The organism is Martinezella sp. CNPSo 3964 (genome assembly GCF_057784375.1).
In genome coordinates, this window is sequence record NZ_JBXSOW010000002.1 from 296944 (window position 1) to 311934 (window position 14991).

The window sequence follows — 14991 nt, forward strand, 5'->3', positions numbered from 1 at the left end:
GGTGACGGCGTAAAAATGCGTCAATAGAGCTGACATATTTTTACGGAAGTTTCCCGAATGCTCCATTATAGGAAAGGAAATGCCACGGTGCCACGACAGATGAGCCAGAATGCGGCAAAGACGGAACTGCTGGGCACACCGATGCAGAACGCAGGAAGCATTGATTTCGAAATTATCGAGCTGCTTTTCTTCGCCTACCGCGACTTTGTCTCCGATCCGGACCAGATCCTCGTCAAGAGTGGTTTCGGCCGGGCTCATCATCGCGTCGTCCATTTCGTTAACCGCGAACCCGGCATGACGGTTGCGGACCTGCTGGAAACATTGCAGATCACCAAACAGAGTTTGGCGCGGGTTCTCAAACAATTGATCGATTCGGGTTATATTCGCCAGGTCGCAGGTCCGGAGGATCGGCGGCAGCGCAAACTGTACCCGACCCAAGCGGGTCGCGATCTGGCGCTGGCGCTTGCCGAGCCGCAATCGCGCCGCATTGAAAGGGCATTCGAAGGCGCATCTGAAGCGACGCGCGAAAGCGTGAAGCGTTTCCTGAGGGGAATGCAGACCGAGAAATGATGGCACTCCTGCCCGTGGGGCCGGTGCGGAATGCGTCAACTCAATCGATGGGTAGGACAGGATCGAGACGGACCGAATGACGACAAAAGCAGTAATCTCGGATGACGCAGCACATCTTCTGGTGGTGGACGACGACACGCGTATCCGTGCCCTCCTCAACCGTTATCTCATGGAGAAGGGTTTTCGCGTCACGGCTGCCGCCGATGGCGCCGAAGCCCGTCGCAAGCTGGAAGGGCTGGACTTCGATCTCATCATCATGGATGTGATGATGCCCGGCGAATCCGGCATTGCGCTGACGGCGAGCCTGCGTGCGATCAAGAACATTCCGATCATCATGCTGACAGCACTTGCCGAAGCCGACTCCCGCATAGCAGGCCTCGAGGCTGGCGCGGACGATTATCTGCCAAAGCCCTTCGACCCGCGCGAACTGGTGCTGCGCGTCAACAATATCCTGCGTCGCAACGCGCCCGCCGATTCCCCGAAGATCGAGCTTGTGATGTTCGGACCTTACACGTTTTCGCTCACCCGCAAGGAGCTCAAGAAGGCGGCGGAACTCATCCGGCTAACCGATCGTGAGCAGGAAATCATGCTGCTGTTTGCCAAGCGCGCCGGCGAGACGATCCCGCGCCACGAGCTCATCGGCAATGATGCAGAAGTGGGCGAGCGGACGATCGACGTGCAGATCAACCGGCTGCGCCGCAAGATTGAAGATGACCCGGCCAACCCAATCTGGCTGCAGACGGTGCGTGGCATCGGCTACCGCCTTAGCATAGACTGAGATCGGCTCCGCGGGACCAGGTGATGGTGACATTCGATTCGATCAGACGCGACCAGGATCATACGCCGTCCAACGGATTACGGTGGCTTTCGCGCTGGATGCGTCGCTATGTCCTGCCGACCGGCCTTTATGCCCGGTCATTGCTGATCTTCATCCTGCCGATGATCATCCTGCAGGCGGTCGTCACCATCGTCTTCATGGAGCGCCACTGGCAGATGGTGACGCAGCGCCTGTCGATGGCGACCACACGCGACATCGCCGCCATCATCACTATCATTCAGACCTATCCGCAGGATGCCGACTATTCAGCCATCACCCAGATGGCGCGCCAGAAGCTCGATCTCGCCATTTCGATCGAGCCCGGTGGCGAGCTGCCGCCACCGGGCGAAAAACCCTTCTTTTCGATCCTCGATGGCATTCTGAGCGACGAAATCCGCGATCAGATCAATCTGCCGTTCTGGATCGATACCGTCGGCAACTCCAGTCTGGTCGAGATCCGCATCAAACTTCCTGACAAGGTGCTGCGCGTCTTTGCCAAGCGTAGCCAGACCTATGCATCGAATACGCATATCTTCATCCTCTGGATGGTCGGCACCTCGCTGGTGTTGATCGGTATCGCCGTCCTGTTCCTGCGAGGCCAGATCCGCCCGATCCTGGCACTGGCGCAAGCGGCCGAAAGCTTCGGCAAGGGACAGCGGCTGGAAAACTACTCTCCCCGCGGCGCCGACGAAATACGCCGCGCGGGCCTTGCCTTCATCCTGATGCGCGAACGCATCGAACGGCAGATCGAGCAGCGCACGGCGATGCTGTCCGGCGTCAGCCACGATCTGCGCACGGTCCTCACCCGCTTCAAGCTGCAGCTCGCCCTTGTCGGTGAAAATCCGGATCTTGTCGACCTCAGCGAAGATGTGGAGGACATGCAAAGCATGCTTGAGGGCTATATGGCCTTCGCACGCGGCGAGGCCGAAGAAGACGTCGGGCAATTCAAGCTCAGCGATATCTTCGAGAAGATCCAGCAGGACTTCACGCTGCACGGTAAGTCCATGAGCTTCTCCATCGACGGTGACAATCAAATCTCCGTCCGGCCGAATGCATTTACCCGCCTGGTGACGAACCTCGCCACCAACGCCCGGCGCTACGCCAACAGCCTCCGCATCGAAGCCAGACACAGCGCCAAATGGCTGACGATCATCTTCGATGATGATGGCCCCGGCATTCCTGTCGCGGCGCGGGATGATGTCTTCAAACCGTTCTTCCGGCTGGATTCGGCCCGCAATCTCGACAAGTCAGGTACAGGCCTCGGCCTTGCCATCGCACGCGACATCGCCCGCAGCCATGGCGGCAATGTCACGCTCGGCGATAGCCCGCTCGGCGGCCTGCGTGCCACCATCCGCATTCCTGCCTGAAGGAGAGATCATATGCCGATCGATATCGATGGCATGCACTGGCTGAATGCGCCGCCGATGTGGGAGGTGAACCAGGGACGCCTGTTCGTCCAATCCGGCAACAAGACCGATTTCTGGCAGGAAACCTACTACGGTTTCCACCGCGATGACGGTCATTTTCTCGGAATGCCCCGCCGCGGCGATTTCACCGCCGAAGTAACCTTCATCGGGCATTATCGCGCGCTTTACGATCAGGCCGGCCTGATGATCCGCCACGATGCCAGGCACTGGATGAAATGCGGGATAGAATATACCGACGGCGCCAAGCATTTCAGCGTCGTGGTTACCAATGGCAACTCCGATTGGTCTGCCTTCCGGCTCGATCATGAGTTCGATGCCTTGTCCGCACGCGTCACACGCAACGGGGACGCCCTCTTCATCCAGTATCGCACCGACCGGATGAGCGAGTGGCGCATGGCGAGGCTTGCCTGGTTCGATCCCACACTGGAAGAGGTGCTGGCAGGTCCAGCCTTCTGCTCGCCGCAACGTGAAGGCTTCGAGGCGGAATTTCTCGATTTCAGCCTGACTGACCCGGTCTCAAGGGATATTCACTGAACCCTTCCCTTTCGACTGCGAAAGGGGCGCCGCTCACATCATCCTCTTGCCGTTCGGCACCGGTTGGGTCACGGCGGCCAGAACGATCGCGCCGGACTCGTCCTCGAAACCGAGGGTCAGCACTTCGGAGCGAACCGGCCCGATCTGGCGTGGCGGAAAATTGACGACAGCCAGCACCTGCCGGCCGACAAGGGTTTCAGGCGTATAATGTACGGTAATCTGCGCAGAGGAGCGCTTGATGCCGATCTCCGGCCCGAAATCGATCCTGAGCTTGTAAGCGGGCTTGCGCGCTTCCGGAAAAATTTCCGCTTCGATGATCGTCCCGACACGGATATCCACCCGCTCGAAATCGCCATAGGTGATCTCTTCCGTCATATCCTGCCCTTTATCGAAAACCTGGAACGGTTCAGCGTTTCGTGGAACTGCTGAACCGTTCCAGCTCTTCGCTTTTACGCAATTCCGGACGGAAAACCGCTATGCACTTTTCCTGAAATTGCTAGCCGGCCAGTTCCTGCGCCCGTTTGCGCGCCGCTTCGAGAGCCGCATCGAACAAGGGCTGCATGCCGTCCTCTGCCATCAAAACACTCAACGCCGCCGCCGTCGTCCCACCTGGAGACGTCACGTTCTGGCGCAAGCGCGAAGCGTCGTCGGGAGACTGGTGCAACAATTCACCAGCCCCCGCGACGGTTTCCCGTGCAAGGCGCATGGCGAGGTCCGCCTGCAGGCCGAGCTTCCGGCCCGCCTCCGCCATGCATTCCACGAGATAGAAAACATAGGCAGGCCCACTGCCCGAAACTGCAGTCACCGAATCAATATCGGCCTCACCGGGCACCCACTCGACCGGACCGGACACTTTCAACAGGTTTTGGACCAGCTGCCGCTGGCGATCACTCACGCGCTCATTGGCAAAAGCACCCGTCACGCCACGCCCAACCATGGCGGGCGTGTTCGGCATGGCGCGCACCATCGCCGCTTCGCCTAGATGCGTTTCAAGCGCAGAGAGAGTTTTGCCGGCCGCGATCGAGACGACGACCGTCGTCTCCCCCACAAGCGGCTTGAACGGCGGCAGAACCGCGTCCATCAGTTGCGGCTTGACGGCGATGAAGAGAACTCCCGCCGCCACGCCTTTCGGAACCTCAGTGACATGACTTGCGCCGGCATCCGCAATCATTTTGCGCATCGCTTCGGCCGGATTTGGGTCGACGACGATGACGGACGATCCCGGCACGCCGCTTTTCAGCCACCCCGTCAACAATGCGCCACCCATATTGCCCGCGCCGATCAGGACGATCGGCCCGAAGGATGCAAATGCATTGGCGGATTGTTCACCTGTCATGTCACGCTTCGCCTACCGTTTCAAAAAGTACGGCTTCCATGGCGCGGTTTGCATCGAGCCCGGACCATACAACAAATTGGAAAGCCTGATAGTAAGCCTCACAGGTGTCAAGCGCGTTGGAAAGCAGCACCTCCACCTGCCGGTTGGTAGGCTCCGCCCCGCCCGACAGGAGCAGCGATTGGCGGAAGATGACGATGTCCTCCTGGCGCCACAGATCGAAGTGGCCCATCAGCACCTGCCCGTTGATGCAGGACAAGAGCTTGATCACCTCATTGACGCGCGGGTCCGGAACCTTGACATCGAACGCGCAGGCTATGTGCAGCGCCTCGAATTCCTCCATCCAGGAGAACGAGACGTGATAGTCGGTCCATCGCCCTTCGACGGTCATGGCGATTTCGTCCTCGCCGGACCGTTCGAACGACCAGTCGTTGTTGGCAGCAACGAATTCGATCATGTCGACCGGATTTGATTGTCGTTCGGCTTCCATTTCCATAAGGCTCATGCAGCACCTTCTTGACCGGATCGGTTGCAGTTTTCCCGTGGCTCAACACTGAAAGAACGCAAACAATTTTACTCCGGAAACATACTCGGGATGATGTTGAACGGCTGCCAGACTAACGCTTCCACCATGCCCGGGGCTTACCAAGTCCGTTTCGAATCATCATTTAAAATCAGTGTATAGTGGCATGCCCGGCATGCCAGCCCCTGAGTGGTGATTTTGGAAACGGCACTGTGGAAAGCTCTTCCGACGTCTATTCAGAAGGGAGTCATAACCGACTCTGGCAATTGGCTTTTTTGCCTATGTCCACAGGTGGAAAAACAGACGGAAATTTTCAGAGGAAAAAGGCACGGCAAACGAGTGCCGCGCCGATCTGCAAACGGAAGTCCAGGCTTATTTGCCCTTGGAAGCAAGCTTGGTTTCGAGCGCTTCGATTCTCGCGAGCAGCGCCTCGTTTTCGTCGCGCGCCTTGATCGCCATCTCGCGAACGGCTTCGAATTCCTCGCGCTTGACGATATCCATGCTGTTCAGCCAGCGCTCGGCATGGGCATTGAAGGCGGTCTCGATTTCGCGGCGCACGCCCTGGGCAGCACCGGCGGCATCGGTCATCAGCTTGGCGAATTCATCCAAGATTCGGTTCGGTCCAGTGCTCATGGCAATCTCCTTGCGGCCGTCGGCCCTCAACGGTCAGGCATCGATACGGGCCAGATAGTGCTGAGGTAAGATTTCCAAGGGGCCGATGCAAGCAAATTGAGATAGGACTGGACAACCGGAGCCCCGATCTCGGCCGGATCAACAATCGACTTGACCGTTTCGACAGCGAACGCCATGTTCCGCGCACATTTTGGATATTTAGCATGATCCTGCCCCGAAATGGCACGGTGCTTTCGGGAACATGCTGCAACGGGCCTGACGATCTTGCTGACATCCGCCAATCTCGCCGCCATCCTGCCGTTTCCGGACATCGACCCGGTCGCCGTCTCCCTCGGTCCGATTTCAGTTCATTGGTATGGACTTGCCTATGTCGCTGGCATTCTGCTCGGCTGGTTCTACGCAAGGCGGCTGGTCGATAACGGCAAGCTCTGGCTGAGCGATACCGCGCCGATGACGCGCCAGCACCTGGATGACTTCATCCTCTGGGTCGCCTTCGGCATCGTTCTCGGCGGTCGCATCGGCTATATCCTCTTCTACGATCTCGATCCGGTGCTGGCCAATCCGATCCGCGCCATCGAGGTCTGGAATGGCGGCATGTCCTTCCACGGTGGATTAATAGGCACGACTATCGCCATGATCTTGTTTGCAAGACGCAACCAGATCCCAGCCTGGAGCCTGTTCGATATCGTCGCCGCCGTCGCGCCGATCGGCCTGTTCTTCGGCCGCATCGCCAATTTCATCAACGGCGAGCTTTGGGGCCGGGTGAGCGACGTTCCCTGGGCGATGGTCTTCTGCAGCCCGCATGTGATCGCCGCCCATAACGGCGTCTGCCCTGCAGGTCCCGATCCGCGCCACCCCAGCCAGCTTTACGAGGCCGGCATCGAAGGCATTATACTGTTCCTCGTGCTCTTCATCCTCACGCGCTGGGCGCTGGCGCTGAAAAAGCCGGGCACAGTCAGCGGTATTTTTGTGATCGGCTATGCCTTCTCGCGTATTTTTGTCGAATTCTTCCGTCAGCCTGACGAGCAGCTCGGCTATCTTCTCGGCACGAACTGGCTGACGATGGGTATGGTGCTGTCGCTTCCGATGGTCGCCATCGGCCTGTGGGCAGTCATCCGTGCACGGCAGGCAGCTGCAAGGCAGATGGCTTGAGGTAGGGTTCAATATCGCGTGGTCCTTGTAGGAACGGCTCCCAGTCTGTCTGGGCCACGCATTAGCGAAAGCAGAGAATGACGACGGCGCTCGGGGAAAAAATCAAAGCCATCATCCGCACAAACGGGCCATTGAGCATCACGGATTATTTTTCGCTGTGCCTCGCCGATCCGGTGCATGGTTATTACAAGACGCGTGAACCCTTCGGCCAGTCCGGCGATTTCGTCACAGCGCCGGAAGTCAGCCAGCTATTCGGCGAGATGATCGGCGTCTTCATGGTGCATGCCTGGCAGCGGCACGGAACGCCTGCCGATGTGCGCCTCGTCGAAATCGGACCTGGCCGCGGCACGATGATGTCGGACATGCTGCGTGTCATCGGCAAGCTCGCGCCGCCGCTCTACGATGTCATGACGGTGCATCTCGTCGAGACCAGCGAGCGCCTGCAAGGCTTCCAGCGCCAGACCCTCGAAGCCTATGGCGCAAAAATCTCCTGGCATACGGACTTTGGCGAAGTGCCTGAAGGTTTCACCCTGCTCGCCGCCAACGAACTCTTCGACGCCATTCCGATCCGTCAGTTCGTCCGCACCGCCAATGGCTTCCGCGAGCGCACGGTCGGCCTCGACGTCAATGACGAACTGAGTTTCACGGCGGGCGTGGCCGCGCTCGATCCGGCTCTTCTTCCGGAGGGCGACCCGCCGCCGATCGGCACGATTTTCGAAATCGCCCCCGCTCGCCAGGCCGTCATGACGGCAATCTGCGACCGGCTGGCATCCCATGGCGGCACCGCGCTTGCCATCGACTACGGTCACATGACGACGGGTTTCGGCGACACGCTGCAGGCCGTGCGTATGCACGAATACGACCCGCCGCTGGAACATCCGGGCGAGGCGGATCTCACCAGCCACGTCGATTTCCAGCATCTGGCGCAAACGGCGCTCGCGTCGGGCCTGCATATCAACGGCTGCTGTCATCAGGGCGATTTCCTCGTCGGGCTCGGCCTGCTGGAGCGCGCCGCCGCTCTCGGCCGCGACCAGGATGCGGCAACGCAGGAGAATATTCGCGTCGCCGTGGAGCGGCTTGCGGGTGCCGGCGAAGGCAAGATGGGAGAGCTTTTCAAGGTGCTGGCGGTCTCCAGCCCGGCGATCGACCTCCTGCCCTTTCGGCCCATCAGCTGATAGTTCGGCCAACAATCCTTGCGGATTGACAGGGCGCGGCGGCCTGGGCCAACATTCCCCGACGATCGAACTGCTTCGCCGCGGCTGCGTTATTCATCGCACGACAGGCTGAACCAAGATATCTAAGGAACACTCTCGTTGCCGACACCACTTGCAAGCACGCTGCTGAGCGCCGCCGAGACTTCCGGCATTCGTCATGGCTATTTCACCCGCGTCGGCGGCGTTTCGGAAGGTCTCTATCGCGGATTGAACGTCGGCCTCGGTTCGCATGACGAACGCGCGCACGTGCAGGAAAACCGCCGTCGTGTCGCCGGCTGGTTCGGCTTGCCCGTCGAGCGGCTTGCCACCGTGCATCAGATCCATTCACCCGACGTCGTGACCATCGACGCCCATTATGACGGCAGCCGACCGCAGGCCGACGCGATGGTGACGGCCTCGCCGGGCATCGCGCTTGGTGTGCTTGCCGCCGATTGTGGCCCCATCCTTTTCGCCGATCCGGAAAATCGGGTCATCGGCGCCGCCCATGCCGGCTGGAAGGGCGCGCTGACGGGCGTGATCGAGAACACGATCGTTGCGATGGAAGCACTCGGCGCGAAACGCGAGGCAATCATCGCCTGCCTCGGCCCCTCGATCAGCCAGGCAAGCTATGAAGTCGGTCCCGAATTCGTCGAACGCTTCCTCGCCCACGATCCCGACTATGCCCAATATTTCGCTCCTTCGGAGCGCGACGGCCATGCCATGTTCGATCTGCCGTCCCTCACGGTCGATCGGCTGCGCAAGGCCGGCGTCACCGCTGAAAGCCTGAACCTCTGCACCTATCCGGACCCGGAGCGCTTTTTCTCCTATCGGCGCACGACGCATGCCAAGGAGCCGGATTATGGGCGCCAGATTTCCGCCATCGCCATCGGGGAGGCAGCTTGACATGGCCCTGCATTTCGAACGCAGTGAATTCGAGGCTCGTCTGGCGCGGCTGCTTGCGAGGATGCAGGAAGAAAAGCTCGATGCCATGCTGCTCTTTGCACAGGAGAGCATGTATTGGCTGACCGGCTACGATACGTTCGGCTTTTGCTTTTTCCAGACGCTGGTCGTCAAGGCGGATGGATCGCTGACGCTCCTGACGCGCTCGGCTGATCTGCGCCAGGCGCAACTTACCTCTGTCATTACCGACATCCGTATCTGGGTCGATCGCGTCAACGCCGATCCGACGCTCGATCTCAAGGAGCTTTTGTCCGACCTCGATCTTCTCGGCGCCCGTATCGGCATCGAATATGACACCCATGGCATGACGGGCCGCATCGCTCGCCTGCTCGATCATCAGCTTGCGAGCTTCGGACAGATCATCGACGCCTCCTATCTTGTAAGCCGTCTGCGCCTGACCAAGAGCCCGGCGGAAATCGCTCATGTCGAACGCGCTGCCGCGCTGGCCGACGATGCCTTAGATGCCGCCCTCTCTTTAGCCAAGCCGAGTGCTGATGAATCAGATATCCTCGCAGCCATGCAGGGCGCAGTCTTTTCAGGTGGTGGCGATTATCCCGCCAACGAATTCATCATCGGCTCCGGTGTGGAAGCCCTGCTCTGCCGCTACAAGTCCGGCCGCCGAAAGCTCGACGCCAACGACCAGCTGACGCTCGAATGGGCCGGTGTCGATGCCCATTACCATGCCGCCATGATGCGCACCGTCGTCATCGGCACTCCCAGCCACCGCCATCGCGAGCTCTTCAGTGCCTGCCTGGAAACCCTGCAGGCGATCGAAACGATCCTGATGCCGGGACACACCTTCGGCGACGTCTTCGACATGCACGCCAGGATCATGGACGAACGCGGCCTTGCCCGCCACCGGCTGAATGCCTGCGGCTACTCCCTCGGCGCCCGCTTCTCACCCTCCTGGATGGAGCACGAGATGTTCCATATGGGCAATCCGCAGGAGATCCAGGAGAACATGTCGCTCTTCGTGCACATGATCATCATGGATTCCGACAGCGGTACCGCCATGACCCTTGGACAGACCTATCTGACCACCTCGCAGGCGCCGAAGGCCCTTTCGCGCCACCCTCTCGAATTTCTTAACCGTTAGGGGCGTAAGATAGCGATCCTGGACGGTAAGACGTCGGGAGAAAGGATCGCGTCAATGGGACTGGTCAGGATAACGTTGACTGTCGCCGGCTTTTGCCTCGCGCTCTCCGCCTGCAATACCACGGACGCCCTGACGCCGCCCGAAGCCATCGGCGATGTCGGCTCCAGCCCGGTCACCCAGCGGGATGTCGAACGAATGGCTTCAGCGCCGCAGCGCCGCCAGGTCTATCAGGACACGCAGGATAGTTACGGTTATCAGCAGCAAACCTCCCAGCAGGCCTATCAGCAGCAAAGCTACGGCGGAAGCGGCACGCTCGATGACCAGGCATCGGCGCTAAGGTCGAGTGGCAGCAATCCTTACGCCTCTCGCCCGCTCGATGGTTCCCGGACCGCCTCCATCGCTCCATCTAACAATCAGTTTTCGGAAGCCGACGAGCAACGCGAGGCCGACCGGCGTCTGTCGGACGATCCACAACCTCAGCAGCAACAGACTGCCGACGATCCTCAGCCGGAACAACAGCAGCCGGATCAGCAACAGGCATCGCTGCCACCCCCAACCGCGGCCGGCGGCAACAGCGTCCGCTTCCTGCCGATCATCGGCGCGCCCGTGGAAGCCGTTACGCCGCTGTCGCGCCAGCTTGGTGCCGATGCCCGCTCGCTCGGCCTGACGATCAAGAGTTCAAGCGATTCCAGCGCCGCCTATATCCTCAAAGGCTATCTTTCCGCCTTTGAAGATGGGCCGCAGATTTCTGTAACCTATGTCTGGGACGTGCTGGATAGTAACGGCAACCGCGTCCACCGCATCCAGGGTTCGGAAAGCGCGCCCCTGAAGCGCGGCGACCCCTGGTCGGCCGTTCCCCCGACGGTCATGCAGAAAATTGCCACCAAAACCATGTCGGAATTCAATTCCTGGCGCGAATCCAACGGTGGATAGCCACAAGCTTTTCAGAAATATGAAAGGTAACGCGCCTCTCCCCCTTGCATTCGAGAGCAAGGCGGTTAAAAGCGCGGCTATCAGGTTGGTAATAGGCGGGCCACAATGAAGGTTTTCGCAGGCAATTCGAACCGGCATCTTGCCGAAGCGATCTGCAATTATCTCAACGTTCCCTTGGGAAGAGCTAGCGTCCGTCGGTTCGCCGACCAGGAGATTTTCGTAGAGATCCAGGAAAACGTACGCGGCGAGGATGTGTTTCTCGTCCAGCCGACATCGTTTCCGACCAACGATCATCTTATGGAACTGTTGATCATGATCGATGCGATGCGCCGCTCGTCGGCGCGGCGCATAACCGCGGTCATCCCCTATTTCGGCTATGCCCGCCAGGATCGCCGCGCCTCGGGGCGCACGCCGATCTCGGCCAAGCTGGTCGCCAATCTGATCACCGAGGCTGGCGCCGACCGTGTCCTTACGCTCGACCTCCACGCCGGACAGATCCAGGGCTTCTTCGATATACCCACGGACAATCTTTATGCGATTCCGGTTCTGACCCGCGACATCAAGGCCAACTACGATATCAGCAACGTCATGGTTGTCTCACCCGACGTCGGCGGTGTCGTGCGCGCTCGCGCCCTGGCAAAACGTCTCGACTGTCTGTTGGCGATCGTGGACAAGCGCCGCGACCGCCCGGGTGAGTCCGAAGTGATGAATATCATCGGCGAGGTGGCTGGGAAGGATTGCATCCTGATTGACGATATCGTCGATTCCGGCGGCACGCTCTGCAATGCTGCTGAGGCATTGCTTGCTCAGGGTGCGGCAAGTGTCACTGCCTATATCACACACGGCGTTCTCTCCGGCGGCGCGGTGACCCGCGTGGCAAATTCGAAACTGAAGGAATTGGTGATCACCGATTCCATCCAGCCGACGACCGCCGTGCTGTCAGCGCCGAATATCCGCGTGATCACGACGGCGAGCCTCATCGGCGAAGCCATCAACCGCACCAGCCAGGAAGAATCGGTTTCGAGCCTGTTCGACTGAAGCTTGTGGCCGCCTCAGGTGGCCTTTGCTCGCGCGGGATGCGCCTGTTTCCATGCGAGCAGGCCTATCCCCACCAGACCCGAGATGAAGACGGCCGCACCCGAGCCCATGATCGAAGGCCCGATGCCGAACCATGCAAACAGGGTCGGCGACATCAGATAGGCCAGAAGCAAGCCGGTGAAGATCGCGCACATCAATAGACGATAGACCTGCGCCAGACGATGCGGCTCGCTGCGCGTCTGCATCAGATGCAGCATGGCAAGGTTCTCGAAAGGGCCGTTGATCGCCGCGAAGCACGCCACGAGCATCAGCGATATCCGATCATGCATCAGCGGCAACAGGAAAACCCCCGATCCGAAGATGAGCTTCGCCACGATGATCCAGACGACCGGCCGGCGCGGCTTGACGCTGCCGAGGATCAGATTGGTGGCCAGGTTGCCGACGCCGTAAGCCGTCATCATCAGGCTGTAGTCGGTCAGCGGATCGGCGCTGGTTTCGCGCAAATGCAGGATCATGCCGAGCAGGATCCCCATCGCCCAGGCGACGTTTCCCATCAGGTTAGTGAAGAGGCCGTAGAGAATTGCCGCATGGCCGCGCGCTGCGCGCCACCCGCCGAGAATGCCGTCCACGACAGCCGCCATTCCGGAGAAATCGCGACGCCGCGGCGCCGTGGGGAGTTTCGCCACCGCCAACCACACGGCAAGCGCCGAGAGCATGAAGGTGGCGGCCGTGACCGTGAAGAACTGGGATTTCGGCAGGAGCCCGTTCACGAGCGCGATCAGGCTTGGACCGAGAATGCGCGCCATGCGACGCGTAGCGTCGAAAAGGCCATTGGTTGCATGTCGAACCTCGGCATCGACCGCAATCGTTGGCAAGGTCGCCTGCAGCGACGGATCGAAAGTCGACGTCAGCAACGCGATGCTTCCGGCAAGCACGATCAACAGCGGCAGGCTCATCAGATGCAAGATCCCCGCCAGCGATAGTGTCAGCAATAAAGCCGCACGCAGCAGATCGGCTGATATCATCGTCGTGCTGTGCCGCCAGCGATCCGTGACGATACCGCCGAACAGGCTGCCAAACAGCAGCGCTCCGGACTGCAATGCGGAAACATATCCCGCATTGCTGCCAATGAAGTCAGCGGCAATCCAGACGACTGCGACCATGTAGAATTCGGAGCCTGTCGCCGCCAGCACCTGGCCGGCCCATAGAAGAGAGATCGAGCGTTGGCTCAGCGGCTTCAGGACAAACATGATCGCATTCTGACTTCGGAGTGATTTACTTCATGACCTGGCCGTTGACCGTCACGTGACCGTCATCGGAAAGATCGATATCCCAGCGCGAGCGTCCGTCGGTATCCGTCTTGGCAAAGCCCTTGGCCATCATCAGACCGAAAGAGAGCTGAGAAAGATCGGCCTTCGTCTTTGCAGCTTCCTGGATGGCAGCAATCGTCTTGTCGAGATCACGGGCAAGAACCGTCATCTTCATGGCGACGCGGTCCTTCTCGTTCAGCCAGCCACGCATGCTGCCGGAAGCTTCGACATCATAGAGACCCGAGACGGCGCTGATCTTCGGGAAGTTGATGGTCATCGTTCCATCGGGAAACATGGCCTTCTGCAGCTTCTCGTCCATTGCCGGGTCGCTCTCCGGATTCTTGAAATCGACCTGCTGGAAAACGTCCGCCAAAGCCGAGAAATTCAGGTTCGGCACCTGTACCTGGATATCGGCCGCATCAGGGATGAAGGCGATATAGTCCTCAGGGACCAGGCCCGTTTCCAGATCAAGCTTTTCGGCGTCCAATCCGAAATCGGCATTCATGGCATTGGCTGGCCCGGCTACCTTGAAGAAATAGCCCATTTTCTGCAGGCCGCCGTTGCCGAAAGGCGTCGTGACCGCGATATCCTTGATGGCGACGGACTCTTCGAAGGAACCGATGATCGGCATGGCATTCATCAACAAGGCCTTGACCGCCTTGCTGTCGGCATCGGAAAGCGTCTTTTGATCCTTGTGCTCGGAGACGAACTGCAGCAGGGAGTTCACGGCCTTCAAAGGCAGTTTCGTCGCCCCCACATTGAAATCGATCGCCGCGATCTTGATTTCCCCGAGCGTCGCGTCGTCGGACGAAATCTTGTCGTAGAGCGATTGCAGGCTGCCGTTCATCTTGAGATCGAGCCTGCCCGGCTCACCGCTGTCGGCCGATGACAGCGTATAGACGACGCTGTCGGCCGTAGCGTCATTCTTCTGGACGCTTTTGTTTTCGTCAGTGGTCTTTGTCGACAACGTGAAGCCGCTGCCCTTCATATCCATGGAGCGCAGATAATGAAGTGCCGGATCGAAAACACCCTGGAAGGTCGACGACGCCAAGGCATAGCGAAACTCGCTGTCGGAACCGCTTCCGGGCTTCGAACGGGCCGTCACATCGAAGGCATTGTTGCCTTCGATGTTCCAGAGGCCGCTATCGAGCGGCGTCGCCAGCATCAGCAACGGCTTGAGGCCATTGATGTCGAAACCGCTGACATTCAGCTTGTCGAGGAGCTTCTGTACATCATAGGTCACTTCATAGTGCGCGCTGACCGGCTTCACCGAAATCGCGCCGCTCTTTGCGATATCATCGGGCAGGAAATAGGTCAGATTGCCGTAAAGATCCTTGGCGCCTTGTTCGCTGACGTCGGCAGCCTGCACAACGCCGGCCACGCCGGCAGCGAGAACAGCCGCCGTGGCAACCGCTTTGAAACGCATAATTCACCCCCAAATGTGATGGAAAAGAAACGTGGAAATCTGGAAA

Annotated in this window: 16 protein-coding genes; 10 read left to right on the forward strand and 6 right to left on the reverse strand. The window is 59.6% G+C overall.

Annotated elements, in window-relative coordinates; all coding sequences use genetic code 11:
• The first annotated feature begins 99 nt into the window (after positions 1 to 99).
• The 4 genes from AC13Q5_RS08060 (at position 100) to AC13Q5_RS08075 (ending at position 3348) form a co-directional block, all read left to right on the forward strand.
• The gene (locus tag AC13Q5_RS08060) at positions 100 to 570 is read left to right on the forward strand and encodes a MarR family winged helix-turn-helix transcriptional regulator (protein ID WP_208621518.1); all 471 of its coding nucleotides are present in this window, start codon (positions 100 to 102) and stop codon (positions 568 to 570) included.
• A gap of 76 nt (positions 571 to 646) precedes the next feature.
• Positions 647 to 1348, forward strand: coding sequence for a response regulator (locus AC13Q5_RS08065; protein WP_075851069.1), 702 nt, complete (start codon positions 647 to 649; stop codon positions 1346 to 1348).
• Between the two features lie 23 nt (positions 1349 to 1371).
• Positions 1372 to 2754, forward strand: coding sequence for an ATP-binding protein (locus AC13Q5_RS08070; protein WP_488501369.1), 1383 nt, complete (start codon positions 1372 to 1374; stop codon positions 2752 to 2754).
• Between the two features lie 12 nt (positions 2755 to 2766).
• Entirely contained in the window at positions 2767 to 3348 is a 582-nt protein-coding gene (locus AC13Q5_RS08075) for a DUF1349 domain-containing protein (protein WP_075851071.1), read from the forward strand.
• A 33-nt stretch (positions 3349 to 3381) separates the two neighbouring features.
• Here AC13Q5_RS08075 and AC13Q5_RS08080 read toward each other — a convergent pair whose 3' ends face one another.
• From AC13Q5_RS08080 to AC13Q5_RS08095, 4 genes are all read right to left on the reverse strand, one after another.
• Complete coding sequence (locus AC13Q5_RS08080; protein ID WP_488501370.1) at positions 3382 to 3723, reverse strand: tRNA-binding protein; 342 nt, start codon at positions 3721 to 3723, stop codon at positions 3382 to 3384.
• A 121-nt stretch (positions 3724 to 3844) separates the two neighbouring features.
• Positions 3845 to 4684 carry a pyrroline-5-carboxylate reductase gene (gene proC / locus AC13Q5_RS08085; protein WP_075851073.1) on the reverse strand — a complete coding sequence of 280 codons (840 nt, stop codon included), beginning with the start codon at positions 4682 to 4684 and terminating at the stop codon, positions 3845 to 3847.
• A 1-nt stretch (position 4685) separates the two neighbouring features.
• Positions 4686 to 5186, reverse strand: coding sequence for a type III secretion system chaperone family protein (locus AC13Q5_RS08090; protein ID WP_069612651.1), 501 nt, complete (start codon positions 5184 to 5186; stop codon positions 4686 to 4688).
• Positions 5187 to 5576: 390 nt separating this feature from the next.
• Positions 5577 to 5837: an accessory factor UbiK family protein gene (locus tag AC13Q5_RS08095; RefSeq protein ID WP_015340603.1), complete on the reverse strand. Its 261-nt coding sequence runs from the start codon at positions 5835 to 5837 to the stop codon at positions 5577 to 5579.
• 264 nt (positions 5838 to 6101) lie between these two features.
• On the opposite strand from AC13Q5_RS08095, the gene lgt reads away from it, so the two are divergent.
• The 6 genes from lgt to AC13Q5_RS08125 all read left to right on the forward strand — a co-directional run bounded on the left by lgt (position 6102) and on the right by AC13Q5_RS08125 (position 12209).
• Positions 6102 to 6989, forward strand: a complete 888-nt coding sequence (gene lgt, locus AC13Q5_RS08100) for a prolipoprotein diacylglyceryl transferase (protein WP_075851863.1) — start codon at positions 6102 to 6104, stop codon at positions 6987 to 6989.
• A 77-nt stretch (positions 6990 to 7066) separates the two neighbouring features.
• Positions 7067 to 8164: a class I SAM-dependent methyltransferase gene (locus tag AC13Q5_RS08105; RefSeq protein WP_075851074.1), complete on the forward strand. Its 1098-nt coding sequence runs from the start codon at positions 7067 to 7069 to the stop codon at positions 8162 to 8164.
• Between the two features lie 138 nt (positions 8165 to 8302).
• Positions 8303 to 9085, forward strand: coding sequence for a peptidoglycan editing factor PgeF (pgeF, locus tag AC13Q5_RS08110; RefSeq protein WP_488501371.1), 783 nt, complete (start codon positions 8303 to 8305; stop codon positions 9083 to 9085).
• A 1-nt stretch (position 9086) separates the two neighbouring features.
• Positions 9087 to 10238 (forward strand): M24 family metallopeptidase, encoded by a 1152-nt coding sequence (locus tag AC13Q5_RS08115; protein WP_488501372.1) that lies wholly within the window; start codon positions 9087 to 9089, stop codon positions 10236 to 10238.
• A gap of 54 nt (positions 10239 to 10292) precedes the next feature.
• A complete protein-coding gene (locus AC13Q5_RS08120; protein ID WP_488501373.1) occupies positions 10293 to 11171 on the forward strand; it encodes a hypothetical protein in 879 nt (292 codons plus the stop codon).
• Between the two features lie 105 nt (positions 11172 to 11276).
• Positions 11277 to 12209 carry a ribose-phosphate pyrophosphokinase gene (locus AC13Q5_RS08125; protein WP_488501374.1) on the forward strand — a complete coding sequence of 311 codons (933 nt, stop codon included), beginning with the start codon at positions 11277 to 11279 and terminating at the stop codon, positions 12207 to 12209.
• A gap of 14 nt (positions 12210 to 12223) precedes the next feature.
• Here the strand turns inward: AC13Q5_RS08125 and AC13Q5_RS08130 are convergent, their stop codons facing one another.
• On the reverse strand, positions 12224 to 13459 hold the full coding sequence (locus AC13Q5_RS08130) for an MFS transporter (protein WP_075851079.1): 1236 nt from the start codon (positions 13457 to 13459) through the stop codon (positions 12224 to 12226).
• Positions 13460 to 13484: 25 nt separating this feature from the next.
• Positions 13485 to 14945: a hypothetical protein gene (locus AC13Q5_RS08135; RefSeq protein WP_488501375.1), complete on the reverse strand. Its 1461-nt coding sequence runs from the start codon at positions 14943 to 14945 to the stop codon at positions 13485 to 13487.
• Between the last annotated feature and the right edge of the window lie 46 nt (positions 14946 to 14991).

Coding starts and splice junctions, on each gene's coding strand:
- AC13Q5_RS08060 (WP_208621518.1), top strand. CDS start 100: ATGAGCCAGAATGCGGCAAAGACGGAACTGCTGGGCACACCGATGCAG.
- AC13Q5_RS08065 (WP_075851069.1), top strand. CDS start 647: ATGACGACAAAAGCAGTAATCTCGGATGACGCAGCACATCTTCTGGTG.
- AC13Q5_RS08070 (WP_488501369.1), top strand. CDS start 1,372: ATGGTGACATTCGATTCGATCAGACGCGACCAGGATCATACGCCGTCC.
- AC13Q5_RS08075 (WP_075851071.1), top strand. CDS start 2,767: ATGCCGATCGATATCGATGGCATGCACTGGCTGAATGCGCCGCCGATG.
- AC13Q5_RS08080 (WP_488501370.1), bottom strand. CDS start 3,723: ATGACGGAAGAGATCACCTATGGCGATTTCGAGCGGGTGGATATCCGT.
- proC (WP_075851073.1), bottom strand. CDS start 4,684: ATGACAGGTGAACAATCCGCCAATGCATTTGCATCCTTCGGGCCGATC.
- AC13Q5_RS08090 (WP_069612651.1), bottom strand. CDS start 5,186: ATGAGCCTTATGGAAATGGAAGCCGAACGACAATCAAATCCGGTCGAC.
- AC13Q5_RS08095 (WP_015340603.1), bottom strand. CDS start 5,837: ATGAGCACTGGACCGAACCGAATCTTGGATGAATTCGCCAAGCTGATG.
- AC13Q5_RS08105 (WP_075851074.1), top strand. CDS start 7,067: ATGACGACGGCGCTCGGGGAAAAAATCAAAGCCATCATCCGCACAAAC.
- AC13Q5_RS08115 (WP_488501372.1), top strand. CDS start 9,087: ATGGCCCTGCATTTCGAACGCAGTGAATTCGAGGCTCGTCTGGCGCGG.
- AC13Q5_RS08120 (WP_488501373.1), top strand. CDS start 10,293: ATGGGACTGGTCAGGATAACGTTGACTGTCGCCGGCTTTTGCCTCGCG.
- AC13Q5_RS08125 (WP_488501374.1), top strand. CDS start 11,277: ATGAAGGTTTTCGCAGGCAATTCGAACCGGCATCTTGCCGAAGCGATC.
- AC13Q5_RS08130 (WP_075851079.1), bottom strand. CDS start 13,459: ATGTTTGTCCTGAAGCCGCTGAGCCAACGCTCGATCTCTCTTCTATGG.
- AC13Q5_RS08135 (WP_488501375.1), bottom strand. CDS start 14,945: ATGCGTTTCAAAGCGGTTGCCACGGCGGCTGTTCTCGCTGCCGGCGTG.